Here is a 21,064-nt window from a genome sequence, read left to right on the forward strand (position 1 = left end):
CGCCGCCAAGAGGCGCCAAGCGCAGGAGTTACTCGGCGAACCCGAGTAACTCCGCCGCCAACAATCCCAAGGCCAGTGCGGGCAACCGTCTGGCCTCTTCCTATTTTTGCGATCACGCCGCGCCAAGTATTGCCATCCCGTCCCATTGACGGTACGATGGGCACATCAACAGGCACATAACCGACACCACGAAGCTCAGGCCCTACCTATGCGCGCTGCCACGGATATCGTGCGTATTGTTACGGAATTCGTTGACAGCGCTTTCTCATTCCGCTATTCATCCTGCATACTGATGTTGTCATTATCCGGGGGTGCGCCGTCTTGCGATCGCGAAGGCTTCAGTTCCACAACCCGCTGACCCGAATGAAGCTGAACCGTCAGCTCATTCTGCTGTTCATCATTCTCGTCAGCCCCGTATTCCTCCTGAACTGGTACGCCAACAACCAGACCGAACAGATCCTGAAGCGCCATGTCACGAACGCTTATATGGAATTGAACAAGCAGAACCATCTGCTCATTAACCGAGACATCGATACCGTCAACCGCGTCATGACGACGATTATCGTCAATCCAGTCGTACAGCAGCTGCAGGCGGGAAGACAGGATGCGATGCCGGACGCCGACGATCTCTATGACCGCGTCAAGCTGTACGAGACCGCCGACAAGCTCATCCCCTCGTACTCAATGGGGACGACAGGCGGGGACGCCATCGCCTATTACCTGTACGTGTACGATCCCGAGGATCTGTACAGCTTCGCTCCGCACACCTCGCCGCGATTCCGCAACGGAGGCGTCTTCTTCTACACGGATGCGACCAAGCCGGCCTGGGCCGACGAAGCTCTCGCGCTCAAAGGGCGCGGCTTCCTGAAGATCATCGACGGGGTGAACACCGGCCGTTCCCAGACGCTCGCCTATATTCGCGCCGTGAACAGCGTCTACAGCGGGAAGCTGACCGTCGGCGTGCTGGTCGCCAGCAATATGGATAAGCGGATCGAGCAGTCGCTCGACACGGTCTCCCTGCCCGACAACGGCGAGATGTACTTGACGGACTACGGCAATACGGTGCTCGCTTCGACTGTGGAGAGCAGCATGGGCCGCCAGTTGGACCTGCCTCCAAGCCTCGTGAACGGAACCAAGGGGGAGACGACGCTCGACGACATTTACAAGGGCTATATCTATGTTCAGCATGCCGATTACGAGATCAAGCAGAAGCTCGTCTACCGGATATCCACCGCTTCCCTGCTGCAGCAGCAGAGCGAGCTCAAGCGGGCGATTCAGTGGATCTCGATCGTCTACTCGCTGTTCGCGATGATCGTAATGGCATATTTCTGGCGCTCGCTGCTGTTCCCGCTGCAGAAGCTGGCCGGCTTCGTGCGAGGCTACGAGCCCGGGCGGAAGGTGCCGAATACGGAAGCGGTCAATCGCAACGACGAAGTCGGCGTTCTCATCCACGCGACCTACAGCTTGGCGCAGCGGCTGAACGTCTTGATCGAGGACCGTTATCTGATGGACATCAAGCAGAAGGAGGCACAGCTGCAGCTTCTCTATCAGCAGATCAATCCGCACTTGCTCTACAATACGCTCGAGAGCATCTATTGGAAGTCTACGCTCGAAGGCAATTCCGATTCGGCGGAGATGATCAAGGAGCTGTCGAAGCTGATGCGAATCAGCCTGAGCCGAGGCCGCGAGCTCATCACCGTTCAAGAGGAGCTGGAGCACGCGACGGCTTACACCCGGCTGCAGCAGAAGAGATACGAGTACGAATTCCAGGTGCGTTGGGAGACGGACGAGGAAGCGCAGGCGAATCTCATTCCCAAAATATCGCTTCAGCCGCTGATCGAGAATGCGATTATCCACGGCGTGCGCAACATGGGCGAGGACGGCGTCATCGTCGTGCGCGCCTTCAGGCGGGACGATCGGGTAGTCGTCGAGGTCGAGGACAACGGCTACAAGCCGGTTGATCATGAAGCGCTCAACCGGATGCTCCGCGAGCCTCTTCCGGAGATCCGGTCCAGCGGCGGCTACGGCGTTCATAATGTGCATGAGCGAATTCAGCTGCACTTCGGTCCGGAATACGGCATCCAGTATTCAAGTCCGCCCGGCGGCGGCACGCTCGTCACCATTCGATTGCCCGTTCGGCCGGCGCATGACGAACCGCTGCCGTCCGATGCGGATTAACGAGATGCGGGAGGAAGATGATCATGTACACCATTCTGCTCGTCGACGACGAACCGCTCATCTGCAAGGGGCTTGGCAATCTGCTGCAGAACTCCGGTCTTGCGATCGGCACGATTCTGACCGCGGGCAATGGGCAAGAAGCGCTCGACTACTTGCGCCTAGAGAATGTAGATCTGCTCATCACCGATATTCAGATGGGCACGATGAGCGGCATCGAGCTGATGCACCAGGCGAAGATCATCAAGCCGTGGGTGGAGACGATCGTCATCTCCGCCCATGAGACGTTCCAATACGCGCAGATGGCGATGCGGCTCGGCGCGAAGGATTACCTGATTAAGCCGCTGAACAACGAACACTTCCTCGATATCGTCCGCAACGTGCTGCTGAAGATCGAACGCCCTGTCCGCTCGGAAGAGGGGGCGGAAGAGATGTCCGGGATGCGGGGCAGCTTCCATATGACGCAGCCGGACGAAGAGAGGAACCGCCTGCTGAACGAGCTGATGGCTTGCGAGAGCGCGGAGACGGAGAAGATCGCGCAGGAGCTGAAGCTGCGCCGCGGCATGGCGATCGGCGGCCCCTACTTCGCCGTCATCCGGATGCGCCTGTTGTTGGATGAGCTCGCCGAGAAGGATAAGCGGCTGCTTCAATACGCGGCGCTCAATATTGCGAGCGAGCTGCTCGGGCAGGAATGGAGCCACCAGGCGTTCTACTCGCGCGATGGCGAGATGTGCGTGCTGCTCGACTGGAGCGAGCGGACCTACGAGGAGCTGGGCGCGAATCGGATCGAGCAGCTGGAGTTCATCGGGAGAAGCCTGTTCCTCAACATTGAGAAATACTTGGGGATCCGAAGCGTCGTCGGCATCAGCCAGATGCTAAGAGACGTTGCCTTCATTCCGCTGCTGAGTCAGCAGGCGGGCCGAGCGATGCGGTGGAACGAAGAGCATCGCGACCATTACATTTTCTACTATGGCGATTATAAGTGGGCGATGCGGGAAGGAACGTCCTCGGAAGAAGAGTGGGTCGGCCAGAGCAACATCATCGTCGAGCAAGCGAAGCAGTACATCGAGGAGAACTTCTGCAAGAAGGGCATTACGCTCAATGAAGTCGCGCGGCACAATCACGTCAGCCCGAACTACTTAAGCTATTTGTTCAAGAAGTACATGCATTGCAACCTGTGGGAATACGTCATCAAGCTGCGCATGGAGGAGAGCCGGCGGCTTATTCTGACGACCGATCTGCGGCGTTACGAGATCGCGGACCGCGTCGGTTACGAATCGCCGGAGCACTTCAGCAAGATATTCAAGAAATATTACGGCATCAGCCCGACCGAGCTCAAGAAGTAAGATCGACCATGATCTTCATAGATTCGCACATGTTCACCTTCCCCCTTGCTTCTCTACAATAAGTGAGACCGATTAAGAAGGGATGAGGGGACTGCCATGAACAATGCCGCAGCTTCGGCCGGACCGCCGGAGAATACCGGAAGTATGTTATCGAGAATCAAAAAGTACGGGCCGGGCTACTTATTCCTCGTGCCCGCTGTAGTCTTATTCGTTCTCTTCCTGTGGCTCCCGATCGTCAAGGGGATCCTCTTCAGCTTCGAGAACGTCGACTTCGTCAAAGGGAATTCCTTCGTGGGGTTGGACAATTACCGCACGGTCTTCCAGGACGACACGATCGGCGAGTCGATCAAGAACACGCTCTATTATATGTTCCTCTGTCTCGTTATCGGCTTCTGGGTGCCTATTCTGTTCGCTGTCGCGATCTCCGAGATTCGCAGATTCCAAGGCGTCTTCCGCGTCATGGCTTATCTGCCCAACGTCATTCCGATCGTCGTGCTGTACGGCCTGTGGCGCTGGATTTACGATCCGGTAGGTCCGATCAACGCTGCCCTGCAATGGCTCGGCTTGGATCCGGTTATGTTCATGACCGATCCCAGATGGTCGATGGCCTCGCTCGTCATCATGGAGACGTGGCAGTCGTTCGGATCGGCCATGCTGATCTACCTGGCAGCCGTGCTCAGCATCCCGAAGGATTGGTACGAAGCGGCCGAGATCGACGGCGCGGGCGTCTGGGCCCGCATTCGCCACATTACGCTGCCTTCTATTAAAGGATTGATCGGCCTGCTGCTCATCATGCAGCTGATTGCCACCTCGCAAGGCTATCAATCGCAGCTGGCCATGCTGGACGGCGGCCCCGTGAACGCCACGATGACGTACGGCCTGAAGATCGTGAAGTATGCGTTCACGAGCCAGAACTACGGCGTCGCTTCCGCAATGGGCGTCTTGATGTTCATCGTGCTGGGCGTCTTGGCCGTCATACAATTCAGACTGAGCAACCGGGAGGATGGATAATCGTGAAACTAGCGGAGCGCGGAATATTGTCCTCTCACGACTATCATCGCCATTCCACAAGGGCGCTGATCGCCGTCATGACGCTCGCGATCGCGGCGATGTCGTTCAGCATGCTGTATCCGATCGCCGTCACGTTCCTGAATTCGTTCAAGTCCGTCGTCGATGTTAATTCGTTCCCGCCGAAGCTGCTGCCAAGGGAGTGGATCTGGTCCAACTTCCGCGAGGGCTGGAACTTCTTGAAGCTGCCCATCTTCATGCGGAATTCCTTCTATATCTTCGCCGGGAGCCTTGTCGTTACGGTGCTGGCGGTCGGCGGGGCCGCATTCGCGCTGTCCAAGCTGAATTTGCCTTATCGGAAGGCGATCTTCTTCTTCTTCCTCATGACGCTGTTCATTCCGCCTTCGACGTACATCGTGCCGAACTTCGTCAACTTGAAGGATCTCGGGCTGATGAACTCCTACTTCGCCTTCTGGCTCCCGGCTGGCGCAAGCGCGTTCAACATGCTTCTGCTCAAGAGCTTCTTCGACGGCATCAACAACGAGATCTTCGAGGCGTCCCGCATCGACGGGGCTTCCAACTGGTACGGATTCACGAGAATCGCGCTGCCGCTCGCGCTGCCGATCATCTCGACGCTCGCGATCTTCCTGTTCTCTTCCGCGTGGAACGACTGGTTCTGGCCGTCGCTGGTCATGCACGGGGACAACCACTACCCGGTGTCGACGGCGATCTACAAGCAAGTGATAGCGGCGCGGGGGCTGAAGCTGAACGTCAAATTCGCCATTCTGACGATGGTGGCCATCCCGCCGATGATCATCTTCCTGGTCTTCCAGCGGTTCATCATGCGCGGACTTCATCTGGGCGGCGTCAAAGGATGATCGAGAGCTCGAACGAATCGTAGAGCTGCACACGATGCGAATAAGAATGCACATCGCGCTCCCGATTGCGATTCCATTATGATGAGGTCGAAGCACAAATCCACTTAAGATAAGGGGAGTTCCAATGCAAAGGATTAAGTTGCCCGCATTGCTGCTAAGCGCGGCCATGCTAGGCGCGCTGGTAACCGCCTGCAGCAATAACAACGACGGCGGCGGCGCAAGCTCGTCTTCATCGCCTTCCGGACAGTCGGATTCTTCGGCGCCATCGTCCTCGGCATCCGCTTCGGCTTCGGCGGATACGTCGGACGAGAAGGTCACCATCAAGATTTATTACCCGACGGCCGACAAGCCCGAGCTTCGCGCGATCGAGGACGCTAAGATCGCGCGCTTCGAAGCCAAGTATCCGAACGTAACGGTCGTACCGGACGATTGGCAGTATAATGTCAACGAGATCGGACCGAAGATGGCGGCCAACGAAGCGCCGACGTTCTTCAACACGTTCGCGACGGAAGCGAAGATGCTGGTCGAGAAGGGCTGGGCGGCGGACATTACCGATCTGTGGAACAATTACGAGCACAAGGACGACATCAATCCGGTTCTTCAGAATCAGTTCAATCTGGACGGCAAAGTATACGGCGTCACGCAGAACGGCTATGTCAGCGAAGTCGTGATCAACAAGAAGATGCTGGCCGATAAGGGCATCGCGCTCCCGTCATACGACTGGACCTGGGACGACTTCTACAATATCGCCCAGCAAGCGGCCGATCCGAAGAAGGGCATCGCCGGCGTCGCCCCGATGGCTAAAGGCAATGACGGCGGCTGGAACTGGACCAACTTCCTGTTCGAAGCGGGCGGCGAGATCCAGACGGTAGCGGACGGCAAAGTGACCGCAGCGTTCAACTCCGACGCCGGCGTCAAGGCGCTGGACTTCTACAAGAAGCTGCGCTGGGAAGCCAATGCGGTTCCGCAGGACTGGGCGCTGGATTGGGGCGGCGCTACCGGCGCATTCGCGCAAGGGCGGGCTGCTATGGTAATTGCGGGGGCCGACGGTCCGTTGCAGCAGGCGCTGCAAGCCGGGCTGAAGCCGGAGGATCTGGCGGTATATCCGATGCCGGCGGCGCAAGCGGGGGGCAAGCACACCGGGGTTCTCGGAGGCAACTATCTGGTCGTCAATCCGAATGCCTCCCCGGCGGAGCAGCAAGCCGCGTTCAACTACATCGTATTCGACTATTACTCGGACGACGCGCTCGTATCGCTGGAGCAGAGCATTAAGGATTTGCAGGCGAAGGGACAATATTACGTGCCGCCGCATATGGACTATTACAAGCCGGATTCCGAATACGGCAAGAAGGTGCAGGACCTGCTCGCCAAGTACGACAACGCCTACAAGTACGATCCGGCGGAAGCCGCGCTGCTCGATGGCAAGCCGGAAGCGCAATACAATACGCAGGAGTACTACGGCATCATAACGAACGCCATTCAAGAGGTGTTCACGAAGAAGGACGCAGACGCGAAGACGCTGCTCGACAATGCGGCCCAAGAGATGCAGAGCAAGTATTACGACGCGATCACGGTTCAATAAGACAGATGGAGTCGGAATCCCCGGCGGGGCCAGCCCCCCCGGGGATTCTTCATACGGTTGTCGATAATGTGTTCTGCTTTAAATGATGGAAGCGCTGCATGCATCATATTGTTGAGGTGACTATCATGTTGACTAGCGAGACGATCCATCCCGACTTGCAAGGGCAATCAGTAGAGAAGGCAGCCGTTCACCGGATCGGCCGAATCAAGCGGGCGGAGGCGCAAGCGGCGGGCGTGCTGCTCCATGGGGAGAAGGCTGGCCTGTCATTGACCTTCCTCGCGGAAGGGATGGTTCGCATTCGGCAGTTCTTGGGCGCCGCGCCGGAGCAGGCGACAACGCCGGCCGTTCTGCCGCAGCCCAAGGCCGATGACTTCAAGCTGGAAGAATCGGATACAGCATATAAGGCTTCTGCCGCCGGACTGACGGTCTCGGTTAGCAAGGAGAACGGCATCTTCTCCGTGTTCGGCAGCGGAGGCGGATGTCTGTTCGAAGGCAAGGACTTGACCTGGGACGCGCATCGTCGGATCACGCTGACGGCGGCGATGACGGACGATTCCCACTTCTACGGATTAGGAGAGAAGACCGGCTTCTTGGACAAGAAGGGCGAGCGCTATGAGATGTGGAACAGCGACGTGTATGCGCCGCATGTGCCGGATACCGAAGCGCTCTATCAATCGATTCCGTTCCTGATCCATTACCGGTTCGGGGAGGCGGCATGCGGCGTGTTCCTCGACGATCCCGGCCGGACCGCGTTCGATATGCGCACCGGCGGCGATCGGTACGCGGTACAATCCGAGAGCGGCAATCTGGACTTATATGTGCTGGGAGGTCCGAAGCTGAAGGATGTCGTGAAGCGATATGCGGCGCTGACCGGCAAGCCGCCGATGCCGCCGCTCTGGGCGATCGGCTATCAGCAGTCTCGGTATAGCTATATGAACCAGGAAGACCTGCTCGAGACCGCCCGCACGATGCGCGCGAAGCGGATTCCTTGCGATGTGCTCTACCTAGACATTCACTACATGGAAGAGTACAAAGTATTCACGTGGGACCCGGCCCGGTTCCCCGATCCGCGCGGCATGATGGCGGATCTGGCGGAGATGGGGTTCCATGTCGTGCCGATCGTCGACCCCGGCGTGAAGAAGGACCCGAAGTATCCGATCTACCGGGAGGGTGTGGAGCGGGGCTGCTTCTGCTCGAAGCTTGAAGGAGATCTGTTCATCGGCAGCGTATGGCCGGGACCGAGCGCCTTCACCGACTATACCGACGACAAGGCGGCGAAGTGGTGGGGCGACCTGCATCAATTCTATATCGACAGCGGGATCAAAGGCATCTGGAACGACATGAACGAGCCGTCCGTATTCGATACGAGCTCGAAGACGATGGACGAGGACGTCGTGCATGCGAACAACGGCGACCCGAAGACGCACGGGGAATGGCACAATCTGTACGGCATGCTCATGTCCAAGGCGACGTACGAAGGCATGGCCCGCGGACTGGGCGGCGAGCGTCCGTTCGTGCTGACGCGGGCGGGCTATGCCGGCATTCAGCGGTATGCGGCGGTGTGGACAGGCGATAATCGAAGCTACTGGGAGCACTTGGCGATGAGCATTCCGATGGTGCTGAACCTGGGCTTGTCCGGCGTGGCGTTCGCCGGTCCCGACATCGGCGGCTTCGCGCATCATACGTCGGGCGAACTTGTCGCGCGCTGGACGCAGATGGGCGCGTTATTCCCCTTCTGCCGCAACCATAGCGCCATTGATGTGATTCGGCAGGAGCCATGGCGGTTCGGCGATCGCATCGAAGCCGTCTGCCGCGAGGCGCTGAACCTGCGTTACCGGCTAATGCCTTATCTGTATTCGTTATTCTATGAAGCGACGACAACCGGACTGCCGATCGTCCGTCCGCTGCTGCTCGAATACCCGGAGGATCGCCGAGCGGCGAATCTGTGCGATCAATTCCTGCTCGGACGCGACCTGTTGGCGGCGCCGATCCTTCGGCCGGGCGCGGCCGCCCGTTCCGTCTACCTGCCGGAAGGCGTCTGGATCGATTACCGGACCGGCGAGCGGCTGGAAGGCGGCCGGCACGTGCTGGCCGACGCGCCGCTCGAGGTGATGCCGCTGTACGTGCGCGCGGGAGCGATCCTTCCCGAGCAGCCGCTGCGCCAGCATACGGGAGAAGCAGCGGAAGGGCCGCTGACGCTGAAGGTGTACGCGGGCGGCGAAGGAAGCTTCTCGCTGTTCGAGGACGATGGGAAGACGTTCGGCTACGAACAAGGCGCATACCGTCTGCGGGAATTCGTCTGGACGGAGTCCGGCGGGGAACGGACGCTGTCCGCTCGGCTGCTGCATGATGGGCTTCGGGAAGAGGCGGCCGTCGGGCTAGAGGAACCGGCAGGAGCAGCGGCCAGCGAGTTGATGATCGCTATTGCGGGCCTCGGATCCGAGCCGGCGTCGGTTGTTCTGAACGAAGGGGATAAGCCGCTGGATTGTCGTTATGATTCGGTTCGCGGAATATTCGAGATGACGCTGCCGAACAAGCGGGAGTTCCGGTTGACGCTGCAGTTGTCATAAGTTAGTCCGCGGATAGAGGGAGACTGACCGGCCATTCGGTCTCGTTCAAAGTTCATACATGTTGTCCTAATAGGCAGTCGGCATGGCTTGGAGCCATCGTCCGGCTGCCTATCTGTATATGCTGGAACTTAAGATTCGTAAGATCGCACCTGCTTCGTTTAAGATCGCACATCGTTATGTAAGCGATTGCAAATTATGATAGACAGGAAAGCCATTCATTGGGGAGGTTATGAGGGCATGGCTCGATTCAAATCTTGGTTCGCCGGGTTGATGGCGGCGCTGCTGCTCTTCTCCGCGGCTCCCGTGTTCGCGGACGAACCGGCAGCAACCGATCCCGGATCGACAGACCTTACCGACATATCGGTTCATGACGAGTCGCATTCTTACGTACGCATCAAGAATAAATGGAAGAGCAATTATCTGTACGAAGCGTCGGACGGCAACGTTCTATACGGCTTCACGGCGCCGGAGGACGAGGCCGCTTATTGGCTGATCGAGGACGGGCCAGACGGCAGCACGAAGCAGATTAAGAATGCGAAGACGGGGAACTACATCTCGATTGCCGATACGCCTATGCGCCGCGCGCCATTGACGGCGAAGCCTGCCGCAGACAGCGCCGCGGAGCAGTGGTACATCGAGAATATCGGCGGCGGGGGATTCGTGCTATTCAAGAGCGCTACGGCGCCGTCCTCTTCGAATTTGGTCATTCATGAAGAAGACCAGTTAGGCTTCGCAGAGGCGAGCAGCGATATTAACGTGAACTTCGATAGTCCGCAATGGGTGCTTGAACCGACGGATACGCCTCCCGCAGTTCATCCGGTCAGAATCGTTAATTATACGGCAGCGGACGCCGGCGCCGATTACCTGTACGAAGACGAGAACGGCGCAATCCGGCACGGCGTCATCCCTGCCGACGGCGGCTCCTCTGTCCTGGCGGCGACGTATTACCAATGGACGATTGAGGATTACGACGGGCACAAACGCATTCGCAACAATGCGACCGGTCACTACTTGACGGCGGGGAACCCGGCGCAAGGAACGGCGGGAACGTCCGACGCGTCGAGGGAAGACCAATGGATGTTCCGGGAATCCGATCAATACGACGATTATATTGCGATTCAGAGCGCGTCGAAGCCGGTTGATTATTTGAACATCCAGGAAGACGACGGCCGCGCCCGCTCCGGCGCCGTCGATCCGGCATCGGACTCGGCGCAATGGATGCTTGAGGACCCTGAGGCGGCATCGCCGGACTACGTCCGCATCCAGAACGTCTGGCAGTCGTTCGTCTTGTACGAGGACGAGAACGGCGATCTCAAGTACGGCAACCAACGGACGGACCAAAGAGACCAGTGGCGGATCGTTAAGTACGAGGGCCGCAAGCTCTTCGTCAACCGGGCGACCGGCCGCTACCTCTCGACGCCGGGGACGGACGGCCGTCTGAAGCTCGTGCCCCATTCGGAGGACGAGGCGCCGGCGACGAATTTGATCTGGAGCGCCAAGTCGCTGGGGGACGGGATCAAAGTCATTCGCAATGTGACGGACCCGGCGCCAACGGGAGATCAAGGACGGCTGATTAACCTGCAGAACTTGACCAAGTATGCGGAGTACGCGTCAATCAACCCGAATTGGGGCAGTCCGCAATGGCTGTTCGTTCCGGTGCCGCCGGATTCGCCGGCGACCGTTCGGTTCATTAGCGCGTCCGGCCAGGCGCTCTATGAGGCGCCGACCGTCAACCCGGACGTCGGCGTCGTGAAGTACGGCGATGTTCCGGTCACCGACCGATCGTCGATTTGGGCTTTGACGGCGTCGCCCGACGGGAATTATTGGGTCATGAACGCGGCGACCGGGCACCACCTGTCCTTGCAGAACTTCGCGGTCGACGAAGCCGCGGCTGCCGCTTCACCGGCGCAAGCGACGCAAGAGTTCTACGAAGTGTGGGGAAGCGCGAAATGGCATATTGAGGGCACAGCGGACACGCCGGGCGTCATTAAGAATACGGCCTGGAGCCAGCGCGTCCTCCAGTTGGACGGCAACGGGAACGTCAAAGCGACCTATAACGAGGATGACAATGCGAAGTTCAGCGTAGTGCCGGCCGCCGTCACCCCGCCGATGCCGGACGGGCCGATTCGGATTCAGAACCGTTCCAGCCAGCTGTATCTCTTCGAGCAGAATGGCATTGCGAGATACGGCGACCTGGAAGAATCGAACGGCTACAGCCATTGGATCGTGGAGCGGGACGGATCGGCGGTCCGCATCAAGAACCGGGCGACGGGCCATTACCTGCAAGTGACGCCTGACTACGCGTACATCATCGCCGCCGATGCGCCGGAAGAAGCGCAGGCCGCAGCTTGGTCGCTTGAAGCGGCGCCGGACGGCAGTCACTGGCTGGTTCGCAGCTTGAACGGCAGCTTCAACGACGAATATATCAACGTGGAAAATGGGTTCGGCTACGCCGAAAGAGGGCTGTATTTGACCTCCTTCGAGTCGGTGCAATGGGACTTCGCGGCGGCGCCTGAAGCGTTCGAGACGCCGAACATGGACGGGGGCCGCAACGAGATCACGTCGACGCCGGTGCAGGACGATACGAACTATGTTCGAATCTCGAGTGCCTATAACGGCGCGGCCGGGTACCTGACGGAGATCGACGGCGCGGCGGCGCTGGCTGCGACGGACGGAGGCGAGGCTTCGCAATGGCTCGCCGAAGACTTCAACGGCCGCAAGCTGCTCAAGAACCGTGCGACCGGCCACCTGCTCGCGGCGGGCGAGGGCGGCGAACTCGCCGTCGCGGATCCCGCCCGGAAGACGGACGCGGCCGCGCAGTGGTCGATCGCCGACTTGCTCGGCTACAAGACGATCCGCAGCGAAGCGGCGGACGCGGCGCCGGCGCTGGCGATGGAAGCGGGAGCCGTCCGGCTGGATGCTTCGGCAGACCGGGATGCCGCGCTTTGGGCGTTCGATCCGGTCGCGGCGGACGCGAAGTACGAGGCGGAGGACGCCTTCCAAGGCGGAGGCGCGCATACGTCCGAGAGCGTGAAGGGATACTTGGGCACGGGTTACGTTGACGGCTTGAACGCAGGCGGCGCCAAAGTCTCGTTCGCCGTGAATGCCCAATCCGCCGGCAGCTATTCCTTGTCACTGCGCTATCTGAACGCGAGCGGCGCCCGCAGCGCGCTGGACATGTACGTGAACGGCCTTCGCGCCGGGACGGTCATGCTGCCCGCTTCCACAGGCTGGGCGAATCTTCCGCTGAGCGCGGATCTGCGCACGGGCATCAACACGATCTCGCTGCAGGCGGGCGGCAGCGCCCGCTTCGCCGCGGCGATCGATTCGCTGACAGTTAAGGACAGCGTGAACAAGAACTACCGCGGCGCTACCATGCCTTATACGACCTATGAAGCCGAGCACGGTGATACGAACGGCACGATACTGGGGCCTTCGAGAACCTATCTCGATGTTGCATCCGAGGCATCAGGACGGCAGGCGGTGAAGCTGGACCAGACAGGGCAATACGTCGAGTTCCGAACGGCTAAGGCGGCCAACTCGATCGTGCTGCGCTTCTCCATTCCGGACAGCGCGAACGGGACGGGAACGCAGGCGACGCTTGGCCTATATGTGAACGGCGAGTTCAGGCAGAAGCTGCAGCTTAACTCCAACTACGCTTGGGAGTACGGAAGCTATCCTTGGTCCAACAATCCGCAGGATGGAAGCCCGCACCGCTTTTTCGACGAGATGCACGCCTTGATCGGCGACGTGCCGGCGGGCGCGACGATCACGCTGAAGATGGATGAAGACAGCGCGGCGGAATATTATATCGTCGACTTCGCCGAACTGGAGCAAGCGGACGGTCCTTACGCCATGCCGGACGGATTCGTGCCGGTAACCGATTATGGAGCCGTCGCGGGAGACGGCGCCGACGACACGGCGGCCTTCAAGGAAGCGATGGCCGATGCCAAAGTGCAGGGCAAGGGCGTCTGGTTCCCGCCAGGAGAGTTCGACCTGGCCGACGGCCTGATCGACCTGGATCAGGTGACGATCCGCGGCGCGGGAATGTGGCACACGCAGCTGAACGGGGCGAAGTTCTTCGGCAAGGGCGGGGGCGTCCAGGTGTACGATCTGCTTATCGATGTCGGCATTAACGTGAGGGACGACGAAGCGCACACGAACGCGTTCGAGGGCGCATTCGGACCGGGATCGGCGCTCCAGAACGTCTGGATCGAGCACGCCAAGGCGGGTCTCTGGCTGACAGCCAAAGACGGGGCCGAGATGTCGGATCGGATCACGGATGGCCTCTACATGGTCGGCCTGCGGATTCGCAATCTGATGGCCGACGGCATTAACTTCAGCGTCGGCACGAGCAACAGTCTGATGGAGCAGAGCGACGTGCGCTATCCCGGCGACGACGGCATCGCCATGTGGTCGGCCGAAGGAAGGGCAAGCGTCAACAATACCGTCCGCTTCAACACGGTATCGCTTCCTTGGCTGGCGGATAATATCGTCGTATTCGGCGGTACCGATAACAAGATTCAGGACAATATCGCGCTTGACACGATTACGAAGGGCGCGGGCATCGCGGTGTCGACCCGGTTCAATCCCGTCTCGTTCGCTGGAACGACGGTCGTGGAGCGCAACACGATGATCCGGACAGGCAGCTACAGCTCCGATGTCGGCAGCGATCTGGGCGGCCTGTGGATCGCGGCCGAAGAGAAGGATCTGACCGGGCCGATCGTCATCCGCGATAACACCGCCATCGACAGCAAGCTTCAGGGGCTGTCCATAACGGGGGCCTACACTGTCGAGGACGTGCTGCTTCAGGACAATGTGTTCGATAGTGCGGGCACCAAGGGCGTTGAAGCGGCTCCGACCGTCCGCGGCGGCGTCACGGTCGACAACCTTATCATTCGCAACGCCAGAATAGCGGACGTCGCGAACGGTGCGCCTGACGCGTTCGAATTCCGCGAAGTGAACGAAGGCTTCGCGAACGGGCCGAAGCCGTTCGCGGTCGAGTGGAGCGACGGATCGACCGGCCGCTTCTCGTTGAAGGCAGGCGCTAAGGCGCAAGTCAAAGTGAAGGATTCGTCCGGCGCGGACGTGACGGATCAAGCCGACTTCGCGACGACCGAGCCGGCGATCGCTTCCGTGAGCGACAGTGGGACGGTCACGGGCCTGAAGGTCGGGGAGACGCGGCTTCAAGTCGCTTACGGGGATGCAGCGCGAGAATATACGTTGAGCGTAACGGCGAACGATTCCGTTCCAGGCGGCGGTAAGGGCGGAGGCTCGGATGGCGATGCCGGCGGAGAGGCGCCGGCATCGCCGGCCGGCCCCAATGCCGGAGACAACGACCGGAAGCTGATGGAGTCGAAGGACAGCGTCATCGTCTTCGAGATCGGTCCATCGTCGGATCGGGAGGGAGAAGCGCCATTCACGATCGGCGGGCTCCGGTCAGCGGCCCAAGCGAACCCGACTGCGGCGATCGAGCTCCGCTCGGGCGAATTATCTTGGCTGGTCCCGATGTCTCTGATCTCCAAGCTTATCGGGACTCGCGACGCTCTTGATGCGGATTTGCAATGGACGTTTAAGCTGCGACAAGCGAACGGAGCTTCTGCAGAGCAAGTTCGGGATAAGGCCGGTTCCTTGGGCATGCGGCTGATCGGTCGACCGGTTGAATTCACGATCGCGCGGGAGAGCGAGGACGGGGTTGAAGAGGTCGTCAACTTTGGCGGCAGCTATGCCGCGAGAACGTTAACCCTAGACGAAGAACTGGATCCGGCTACGGCAACGGCGCTGCTCTACAATCCGGTGAAGGGAACCTTCCAGTTCGTCCCGGCTGTCTTCGAGACTCTCGGCGGGAAGACTGTCGTCACGATCAAGAGCGCGTTGAACGGGCTCTTCGTCGTCGCCGATCATCCGGCACCCGCATTCGTTGACGTTGGCAGCCACTGGGCGGCGGACACGATCCGGATGCTGGCTTCGAAGACGATCGTGCAAGGCGTATCGGCCGACACATTCGCGCCGAATCGACCGGTCACGCGCGCTGAATTCACCGTGCTGCTCATCCGGGCGCTCGGTTTGCGGGCGGATGGCGCGGCAAGGGCTTACGGCGATGTCTCCTCATTCGACTGGCATGCCGAAGCCATCGCTGCTGCCTCCGAATACGGGTTAGTTCAAGGCATGTATGATGGCGCTTTCCGTCCGGGGGGCGAGATCACCCGCGAGCAGATGGCGGTCATGGTCGCGGCTGCGTATAGGCTCATTGCGGGAGAGACGTCTTCTGCCGCTCCTGCCGCAAGCTTCTCGGATAGCGGCGACATTCACGCTTGGGCGGCGGACGCCGTTCAACTGGCGATTAATAGCGGATTGATGCGAGGCCAGAGCGAAGGCGCGTTCGCCCCGCTCGCCACGGCGACCCGCGCCGAAGCGGCGACGGTTATCCGACGTTTGCTGGAGGCTGGGCAATTCATGAACTAGTTTAGAAGAGAATGGATAGAGAGGCCGCTATCTCGCGCCGCGAGCGGGCGGCTTCTCTTTTTTTACCGCAAATGAAATTAACCAAACGGGTAGAGAATATCGGAACAGATGGTGTATAATGAGTTCCATTGATTATCGGACCCGGCGTTCCTGAGAGTGGATCGCCTTGCTTGACTTGCATAATAACGAATGGGACGGACCCCTGACTGCGCCACAGTCGCTATATAAAGAGAGAAATATGGGGAGAGGAGAGCTTCTTTAGGTGTACGCAAAATTGAAAAATGCTTGGTTCTTCAACGTTCGCAAGGACATTCTGTCCGGCATGACCGTCGCTTTGGCATTGATTCCGGAGGCGATCGCCTTCTCGATTCTGGCCGGCGTCGATCCCATGGTCGGCTTGTACGCTTCCTTCTGCATCGCCGTCACGATCTCGCTGGTCGGAGGACGGATGGGCATGATCTCGGCGGCGACCGGCGCGATGGCCTCCCTTATGGGGCCTATTATTGCCAAATACGGCATCGAATATTTATTCGCCGCTTCCATTCTGACAGGCATTCTTCAATATGTAATGGGATTGTTGAAATTCGGCAAATTATTTACCTTCATTCCGCATTCGGTTGTCACCGGCTTCGTGAACGCATTAGCCATTCTCATCTTCATGGCGCAATTGACGAACTTCGAAGGCGCGAACTGGATCATGTACTTGATGGTCGCTGGAACGCTTGCGGTCATTTATTTATTCCCATTGTTGACCAAGGCGGTACCTTCCGCGCTTGTTGCCATCATTATCATGACCGCTCTATCGATGCTATTGCATCTGGATCTGCGGACTGTCGGCGACATGGGCGAGATCAAGCAGGCGCTGCCGTTCTTCCACCTGCCGGATATCGAGCTGTCGCTGCATGCCGTGTGGACGATTCTGCCGTTCTCGCTTGCGCTGGCGGTCGTCGGCATTACCGAATCGATGATGACCGCGTCGCTGGTGGACGAGCTGACGGAGACGAAGAGCGACAAGAACAAGGAGATTCGCGGCCAAGGCATCGCCAACGTCGTCTCCGGCCTGTTCGGCGGCATGGCGGGCTGCGCGATGATCGGCCAGACGATGATCAACGTCAAGTCCGGCGGCCGCTCGCGGCTCTCGACCTTCGTATCGGGCGTGTTCCTGCTGTTCTTGATTCTGGTGCTAGGCGACGTCGTCAAGCAGATTCCGATGGCGGCGCTGGTTGGCGTCATGTTCATGGTCTCGATCGGAACGTTCGACTGGAACTCGCTCCGCACACTTGTGAAGGTTCCTCGCGGCGATGCGTTCGTCATGATCGTCACCGTCGTGCTTGTCGTGATCACGTCGGACCTGGCGATCGGCGTCGTCACCGGCGTCGTGCTGAGCGCACTCCTGTACGGCTGGAAGTCGGCGCGCGTGCATGCGCACGCTTCGGTATCGGAAGGCGGCGTGAAGACGTACCGGATCACGGGGCAGATGTTCTTCGGCACAATGACTCGCTTCGCCGATCTGTTCGATTACAAGGGCGATCCGGACCGCGTCGTCATCGACTTCAGCGCGACTCATCTGTGGGACCATTCCGCCGTCACGGCTATTGCCAAGGCGGTTGCGAAGTACGAGCAGAACGGGAAGCGGGCGACCATCGCCGGCTTGAACGAAGAGAGCCAGGCGCTGGTTGACCGAAGCGGGCTAGCCGTACCGGCTGGGCATTGAGCAATAGCAGAGAGGCGGCTCTCCCGTGAAGGGTGGGGCCGCCTCTTTGTATAGCTTGCTCTCGCCTAATCCGGATAAACCTTCTTCATAAGCTCCACCACTTCATCTAGCGTGAGCCCGAACGATTGGTAGTAGGCGGCGTCGATGGCCATCTGCTTCGAGACCGTCTCGTCGCGGATGCGCAGCATCTCGTCGGGGGAGAATTCGGCTACGAAGCATCCTTTGCCCGTTACCGTGTGGATCAGACCGCAGCGTTCGAGCTCTTCCCAAGCCTTCTTGACGGTGATGACGCTAATGCGCAGCTCCAGAGCTGCTTGGCGAATAGGCGGCAGACTGTAGCCGCTCGGCAACTCGCCTTTGAGAATTTGAGCGCTGATCTGTTCGAACAGCTGCTGATAGATCGGTTTGTCCGAAGAATTCGATATGGCGATGTTCATTGGATCTCCACCCGTTGGAATCGTGCGACCGAGATGCGGTAAGCAATCCACGTAGAAGCAACAAAGATCACGATCCCTGCCGCCAGGATGGATGTTTGGATCGCCGCATTGTCAGCGCCGGATCCGTTGAAGAGGTCGGATACATAGGAGCTTTGAATCCCGACCCACTGGGCAATAACGGCAAATACCACAGCGGCGGCGATAGCTGTCATCTGCGCCGGACCGTATTTATACGCTGTCTTGTAATACATGGGGAACAAGAAGAGGTTGAAGATCGCCACCATGATGAAGCATAGCCCCCAGAATCCCAGATGCGGCGCGAAGAAATAATAGGTCAGATCCGGATAGAGGCGAATCGTGAACAAGCCGTAGATCATGGCCGTCCCAATATGCAGGATCTCCAGAATGACAATGACGGACATCCTTGCCTTCACCATATCCGGCTTGGTCACAGGCATCATCGTCGTGAAGAGCAGATCGTTCTGCGCTCTAAATTGGGCGAAGATATTCGGGATCGTGATCCAGAAGAAGTACATGACCACAATGAAGTAGATCCAACCCGGTACGAGCATTAAGGCGCCCATCAGCAACGGCATGACGAGAAACATCGGATTGACGCCTAACTTCAAATCCTTCATCAATAAGTTATACATGCGCAGCCTCCATCTTCGCGAAGTAGATCATGATCTCCTCAAGACTCGGCGTGGCTGCCTTGATGCCGGAGGAGGGATCGAAGTCTTGAGAACGGATCAATCCCGTGAAGCCGAACGAGTTCTTCTTGAACGAGATCAACCGATCCTTCACCTGGTTCAGCTGGTCTTCGCTGCCGTTCAGCAGGCGATAGGACTCCTTAAATTCTTCTTTCTCGGAGCTGTGGATGATCCGTCCGTTCTCGATGAAGGTGATGAAGTCCGCGCACTTCTCCAAGTCAGAGGTAATATGGGTTGAAAATAAGATGCTGATCTCGCCGTCTACGACGAGCTCTTGGAAGATATCAAGCAGATCGTCCCTTGCGACCGGATCGAGGCCGCTCGTCGGTTCGTCGAGAATTAGAAGCTTCGCGCCGTGAGATAGGGCGAGCGCTAAGCTGTACTTCACTCTCATTCCCGTCGACAGCTCGACGATCTTCTTGTTCTCGTCCAATTTGAATCTGCTCAGGTAGCTGTAGTAGGTGTCGTCGTTCCAATGAGTGTAGAACCTCTTCATGACGTCGGTTAACGTCTTCATCTTGCTTCGCGTATAGAAGTCGATGCCGCCGAAGGCGAATCCGATCTCCTGCTTCAACTCGAGCTCGTGTTCAGCCATGTTCTTGCCCAGAATGCGCACCTCGCCGCCATCCAGATGAAGCATGTTCAAGATCGACTTGATGGTGGTGGTCTTGCCCGCGCCATTCGCGCCAATGAAGCCCATAATGTAACCCTTCTCCAGTTGGAACGACACATCTCTCAGCTGAAAATTCGGATATACCTTAGTCAGATTGCGAACATCCAAGGCCAGCATGCCATACCTCCTCGTTGGATTGTGTATATCGTATATGCACAATATATCACTAGGGGTGAATGGAGTCAACAGGTTGGGGAAAGCTGCAGCACGGCGAAAGAGGCTATTGCTTTCTGACAAGCAACAGCCCCTGTTCTTATGACGCTGCCATTTCTCGTTCCTCCCATGCGTTGTCGTGACCATCTTAAGTTACGGCTGCGGCTTCAGCTTTCAGCCGTTCACGACGTTAACCGACGACCCGGAGAGGAAGCGGGCGACGTTGTCTACCGCGATGCCGAGCAGGCGGGTTCTCGCTTCGAGCGAAGCCCAGGCGATATGCGGCGTTATCATGCAATTGCGGGCTGTGAGCAGCGGGTTGTCGCTGCTCGGCGGCTCCGCCGACAGCACGTCCAGCGCGGCGCCACCGATGCGGCCTTCGTTCAAGGCGGCCGCCAAGTCCGCCTCGGCGATCAGTTTGCCGCGCGCCGTGTTCACGAGGAACGCGGTCGGCTTCATGAGAGCGAGCGCTTCGCGGCCGATCATGCCTTCCGTGTCTGCGGTCAGCGGGCAGTGCAGGCTGACGACGTCCGATTCGCGCAGCAGCGTCGCCAGATCGACCCGGCGGATGAACGGCGCGTCGTTGTCAGAAGCGATGCCCGATTGGCCTGCGGGGGCGCTTGGCTCCGCATAGTTGCCGCTGTCGACGGTGCCGCTGACACTTGATGCGATGGCTGAGCCGGGCCGTCCCGCCGCGATCACCTTCATGCCGAAGGCGTCCGCCAATTGCGCGGCTCGGCGACCGATCCGACCCAGCCCGACAATGCCGATCGTCTTGCCTGACAGCTCTACGAGCGGCGTCCGCCAATAGCTGAACTCCGGACTGCGCGACCAATCGCCCTGCCGGACCGACTCGCTGTGGAGCCCGACGCGGCTGCACAGCTCGAGCAGCAGCGCGAAGACGAACTGCGCCACGGACTCGTTCCCGTAAGCGGGCACGTTCGTCACGATGATGCCTTGCCGCTTGGCGGCTTCCACGTCGACGACGTCATAGCCGGTCGCGAGCACGCCAATGTACTTTAAATCCGGAAGCTTGGCGAGCGTCTCGGCTCTGAGCGGCGTCTTATTCGTCAAGAGAATCTCCGCTCCTTGGCTTCTCTCCACGATTTGATCCGCCGGCGTGCGGCCATGCACGACGACGTCGCCCAATTCCTCAAGCGAATCCCAGCTCAGATCGCCGGGGTTCAGCACATATCCGTCCAGCACTACGATTCTCATCCGTTGAATGTCTCCTTCGCCATGCATTATCTACTTATTTATCGTAGCCGAATTAGATCGGGGCAGCAATGCGGCAGGATCAGCTCATCGCTGCATGATTGGGGTGCCTTTCGCTGTTTAGCGCGGATTATCTAG

Annotated in this window: 12 protein-coding genes; 8 read left to right on the plus strand and 4 right to left on the minus strand. The window is 59.0% G+C overall.

Annotated elements, in window-relative coordinates:
• The first annotated feature begins 321 nt into the window (after positions 1-321).
• The 8 genes from H4Q31_RS17620 (at position 322) to H4Q31_RS17655 (ending at position 17,738) form a co-directional block, all read left to right on the plus strand.
• Entirely contained in the window at positions 322-2,178 is a 1,857-nt protein-coding gene (locus H4Q31_RS17620) for a sensor histidine kinase (RefSeq protein ID WP_311771755.1), read from the plus strand.
• A gap of 23 nt (positions 2,179-2,201) precedes the next feature.
• The gene (locus H4Q31_RS17625) at positions 2,202-3,521 is read left to right on the plus strand and encodes a response regulator (protein WP_185180381.1); all 1,320 of its coding nucleotides are present in this window, start codon (positions 2,202-2,204) and stop codon (positions 3,519-3,521) included.
• 96 nt (positions 3,522-3,617) lie between these two features.
• Entirely contained in the window at positions 3,618-4,532 is a 915-nt protein-coding gene (locus H4Q31_RS17630) for a carbohydrate ABC transporter permease (protein WP_185180382.1), read from the plus strand.
• 2 nt (positions 4,533-4,534) lie between these two features.
• Positions 4,535-5,407, plus strand: coding sequence for a carbohydrate ABC transporter permease (locus H4Q31_RS17635; RefSeq protein WP_311771756.1), 873 nt, complete (start codon positions 4,535-4,537; stop codon positions 5,405-5,407).
• 124 nt (positions 5,408-5,531) lie between these two features.
• Positions 5,532-6,989: an ABC transporter substrate-binding protein gene (locus tag H4Q31_RS17640; protein WP_185180383.1), complete on the plus strand. Its 1,458-nt coding sequence runs from the start codon at positions 5,532-5,534 to the stop codon at positions 6,987-6,989.
• Between the two features lie 125 nt (positions 6,990-7,114).
• Positions 7,115-9,559: a glycoside hydrolase family 31 protein gene (locus H4Q31_RS17645; RefSeq protein WP_185180384.1), complete on the plus strand. Its 2,445-nt coding sequence runs from the start codon at positions 7,115-7,117 to the stop codon at positions 9,557-9,559.
• 237 nt (positions 9,560-9,796) lie between these two features.
• On the plus strand, positions 9,797-16,024 hold the full coding sequence (locus tag H4Q31_RS17650) for an S-layer homology domain-containing protein (RefSeq protein WP_185180385.1): 6,228 nt from the start codon (positions 9,797-9,799) through the stop codon (positions 16,022-16,024).
• Positions 16,025-16,286: 262 nt separating this feature from the next.
• A complete protein-coding gene (locus tag H4Q31_RS17655) occupies positions 16,287-17,738 on the plus strand; it encodes a SulP family inorganic anion transporter (RefSeq protein WP_185180386.1) in 1,452 nt (483 codons plus the stop codon).
• A gap of 65 nt (positions 17,739-17,803) precedes the next feature.
• Here H4Q31_RS17655 and H4Q31_RS17660 read toward each other — a convergent pair whose 3' ends face one another.
• From H4Q31_RS17660 to H4Q31_RS17675, 4 genes are all read right to left on the minus strand, one after another.
• Positions 17,804-18,175 (minus strand): GntR family transcriptional regulator, encoded by a 372-nt coding sequence (locus H4Q31_RS17660; RefSeq protein WP_185180387.1) that lies wholly within the window; start codon positions 18,173-18,175, stop codon positions 17,804-17,806.
• Positions 18,172-18,828, minus strand: coding sequence for an ABC-2 transporter permease (locus H4Q31_RS17665; RefSeq protein WP_185180388.1), 657 nt, complete (start codon positions 18,826-18,828; stop codon positions 18,172-18,174). Before H4Q31_RS17665 ends, H4Q31_RS17660 begins: the two co-directional genes overlap by 4 nt.
• A complete protein-coding gene (locus H4Q31_RS17670; RefSeq protein ID WP_185180389.1) occupies positions 18,821-19,675 on the minus strand; it encodes an ABC transporter ATP-binding protein in 855 nt (284 codons plus the stop codon). Before H4Q31_RS17670 ends, H4Q31_RS17665 begins: the two co-directional genes overlap by 8 nt.
• 210 nt (positions 19,676-19,885) lie before the next feature.
• Entirely contained in the window at positions 19,886-20,929 is a 1,044-nt protein-coding gene (locus H4Q31_RS17675; RefSeq protein ID WP_185180390.1) for a D-2-hydroxyacid dehydrogenase, read from the minus strand.
• Between the last annotated feature and the right edge of the window lie 135 nt (positions 20,930-21,064).

Source organism: Cohnella lubricantis (genome assembly GCF_014212015.1).
Lineage (GTDB): Bacteria > Bacillota > Bacilli > Paenibacillales > Paenibacillaceae > Cohnella > Cohnella lubricantis.

Excerpts from the sequence above, each read along its gene's own strand:
- H4Q31_RS17625 (WP_185180381.1), top strand. The coding sequence starts at position 2,202 with ATGTACACCATTCTGCTCGTCGACGACGAACCGCTCATCTGCAAGGGG.
- H4Q31_RS17630 (WP_185180382.1), top strand. The coding sequence starts at position 3,618 with ATGAACAATGCCGCAGCTTCGGCCGGACCGCCGGAGAATACCGGAAGT.
- H4Q31_RS17640 (WP_185180383.1), top strand. The coding sequence starts at position 5,532 with ATGCAAAGGATTAAGTTGCCCGCATTGCTGCTAAGCGCGGCCATGCTA.
- H4Q31_RS17645 (WP_185180384.1), top strand. The coding sequence starts at position 7,115 with ATGTTGACTAGCGAGACGATCCATCCCGACTTGCAAGGGCAATCAGTA.
- H4Q31_RS17650 (WP_185180385.1), top strand. The coding sequence starts at position 9,797 with ATGGCTCGATTCAAATCTTGGTTCGCCGGGTTGATGGCGGCGCTGCTG.
- H4Q31_RS17660 (WP_185180387.1), bottom strand. The coding sequence starts at position 18,175 with ATGAACATCGCCATATCGAATTCTTCGGACAAACCGATCTATCAGCAG.
- H4Q31_RS17665 (WP_185180388.1), bottom strand. The coding sequence starts at position 18,828 with ATGTATAACTTATTGATGAAGGATTTGAAGTTAGGCGTCAATCCGATG.
- H4Q31_RS17670 (WP_185180389.1), bottom strand. The coding sequence starts at position 19,675 with ATGCTGGCCTTGGATGTTCGCAATCTGACTAAGGTATATCCGAATTTT.
- H4Q31_RS17675 (WP_185180390.1), bottom strand. The coding sequence starts at position 20,929 with ATGAGAATCGTAGTGCTGGACGGATATGTGCTGAACCCCGGCGATCTG.